This window comes from uncultured Lutibacter sp., assembly GCF_937891065.1.
Taxonomy (GTDB): domain Bacteria; phylum Bacteroidota; class Bacteroidia; order Flavobacteriales; family Flavobacteriaceae; genus Lutibacter.
Genome location: NZ_CALAEQ010000236.1, coordinates 1 through 2,788, shown reverse-complemented (window position 1 = coordinate 2,788; position 2,788 = coordinate 1). Strand labels below are relative to the sequence as shown.

The window sequence follows — 2,788 nt, the reverse complement described above, 5'->3', positions numbered from 1 at the left end:
GTGGAGAAGATGGGAATCGAACCCACGACCTCTTGACTGCCAGTCAAGCACTCTAGCCAACTGAGCTACATCCCCTTTCTATTATAAATTACCTTTTAATACTAAAAGTGGAACTCTACTTTCAAAATCGATTTTTTTAATGGTGTTTTGTTCCAAAAGACGAATTAAAAATCCACGTTTATTTCTTATAACACACATCATATCAGGATTTATTTCAATCAAATGTTCTAAAACTCCTTGATAAACTGTTGCATTTTCACTATTAAAAATGGTATCTGCTACTTCTTTAAAATTTTGATGTAAAGAATTATCTTCCAAAGTATTATATGGAGTAATAACATGTAATAAATTTACTTTTGCTTTAAAAAGAGTTACAATATTTTTTAAAGGATCTAAAACCCCCTCTTTTTTAATCAACCCTGATCGTAAACCTAATAAAATATTTTTTATAGGTTTAAAAACATATCCTTTAGGTATAATTAACATTGGTAATTCAGTTTGTTTAACAATTCCACCTACAATTTCTCCCAAATAAATAGAGGAATCAGCAGTTGATAAATACGCCGAAGAAATAATTAAGTCTATATCTAATTCTTCAGCAGCTCTTGAAATAACATCTAAAATACTGCCTTTTACGACAATTGATTTAATAATGATATTTTTTGAATCAACCTTAGATAAAATATGGGCTAATTCATCTTTGGTATCCTTCTCTAAAATGGCATCAATATTTTTAAGATGTCCTGTGGTTTTGGCTGAGCCAAAAACTTGAACTACATATATTTTAGCACTTGAAACTGTTGCAAAATCTATTGCATATTGTAAAGTGTTAATCGCTTTTTCTGAGTTTCCTAATGGAACTAAAATAGTTTTCATATTCTAAAAATTTCAACAAATGTATCAATTAAATTGTAAACATATATTAAAAACAAAACTTCGTTATTTTTTCAGTAACGAAGTTTTGTTTTGAACTATTTACTCTTAGTACCTATAATATTCTGGTTTGTAAGGTCCTTCAACTTCAACACCTATATATTTTGCTTGGTCTTCACGTAGCGTTTCTAATTCAACACCTATTTTAGCTAAATGTAAACGAGCTACTTTTTCATCTAAATGCTTTGGCAACATATAAACTTCATTTTTATACGCTTCTCTATTGTTCCAAAGTTCTAATTGAGCCAATGTTTGATTTGTAAATGAATTACTCATTACAAAACTAGGATGCCCTGTAGCACAACCTAAATTTACCAAACGACCTTCAGCTAACACTAGAATTTCATTTTCTCCAATAGTATATTTATCTACTTGTGGTTTAATTTCAACTTTTGTAGAACCGTATTTACTGTTCAACCAAGCCATATCAATTTCATTATCAAAATGACCAATGTTACAAACTATGGTTTTGTCTTTCATAGCTTCAAAATGACGAGATTGTACAATGTCTTTATTTCCGGTAGTTGTAATTACAATATCTGCATTTCCAACAACTGAGTCTAATTTTTTTACTTCAAAACCATCCATTGCAGCTTGCAACGCACAAATTGGATCAATTTCAGTAACTGTAACAATTGACCCTGCTCCTTTAAATGAAGCTGCTGTTCCTTTACCAACATCTCCATAACCACAAACTACTACACGTTTACCTGCTAACATTAAATCAGTTGCTCTACGAATTGCATCAACAGCACTTTCTCTACATCCGTATTTATTATCAAATTTAGATTTAGTTACAGAATCATTCACATTTATAGCTGGCATTGGCAATGTACCTGCTTTCACTCTATCATATAAACGGTGAACTCCAGTGGTAGTTTCTTCACTTAAACCATTAATGCCTGCTGCTAATTCAGGATATCTATCCAACACCATATTGGTTAAATCTCCACCATCATCTAAAATTAAGTTCAATGGTTTTTTATCTTCACCAAAAAATAAGGTTTGTTCAATACACCAGTCAAATTCTTCTTCACTTAAACCTTTCCAAGCGTATACTGAAACTCCTGCAGCAGCAATTGCGGCAGCAGCTTGATCTTGAGTTGAAAATATATTACAAGAACTCCAAGTTACCTCGGCACCCAAATCTACCAAAGTTTCTATTAAAACTGCAGTTTGTATAGTCATATGTAAACAACCTGCAATTCTTGCTCCTGCTAAAGGTTTTTGTCCTTTAAACTCTTCTCTTAAACTCATTAAGCCTGGCATTTCTGCTTCTGCCAAATGAATTTCTTTACGTCCCCAATCTGCAAGATTAATATCTTTTACTTTATATTTTACGTAAGTTGATGTTTCTGTACTCATATTTATTAAATTTGTTTTTTATTTAAAACAACCAAACATTGTTTATAGATTTTGCAAAAGTACAAAATCCATTTGAAAAACTAAATGCCTTTATACAAAACCATTAAACCAAATAGTTATACTTCAATTTTTGTGTGGAAAATTGAAGAATCTTTTGATGAATTATTAGAAAACACACCTTTAACTGAAAGAAGTGAAAACAGATTACTTTCAATGAAATCTGAATTACATCAACGTGGTTTTTTAAGTGTTCGTCATTTATTAAAAGCTGCTGGTTATAACGACTTCGATTTATATTATACCGACAATGGTAAACCACATTTAAAAGATGGAAATCATATTTCTATAACGCACTCGTTTACATTTTCAGCTTTAATTATTAGTGATATTGAAGTTGGAATTGATATTGAAAAAAATAGAGAGAAAATAAAAATCATTCAGCATAAATTCGTCAACTTTGAAAGAGGCTTTATTCATGAAGATGATGATT

General features: G+C 30.6%; 3 protein-coding genes and 1 tRNA gene. 1 reads left to right on the top strand and 3 read right to left on the bottom strand.

Annotation, left to right across the window (positions count from 1 at the left end; genetic code table 11):
- Window position 1: 1 nt before the first annotated feature.
- From Q0352_RS12850 to ahcY, 3 genes are all read right to left on the bottom strand, one after another.
- Window positions 2–75, bottom strand: a tRNA-Ala gene (locus tag Q0352_RS12850).
- Between the two features lie 6 nt (window positions 76–81).
- Window positions 82–876, bottom strand: coding sequence for a universal stress protein (locus Q0352_RS12845; RefSeq protein ID WP_299528077.1), 795 nt, complete (start codon window positions 874–876; stop codon window positions 82–84).
- Between the two features lie 105 nt (window positions 877–981).
- Complete coding sequence (gene ahcY, locus Q0352_RS12840) at window positions 982–2,298, bottom strand: adenosylhomocysteinase (RefSeq protein ID WP_299528075.1); 1,317 nt, start codon at window positions 2,296–2,298, stop codon at window positions 982–984.
- 84 nt (window positions 2,299–2,382) lie between these two features.
- Here ahcY and Q0352_RS12835 point away from each other — a divergent pair.
- A partial coding sequence (locus tag Q0352_RS12835; protein WP_367274648.1) for a 4'-phosphopantetheinyl transferase superfamily protein occupies window positions 2,383–2,788 on the top strand: 406 nt, incomplete at its 3' end.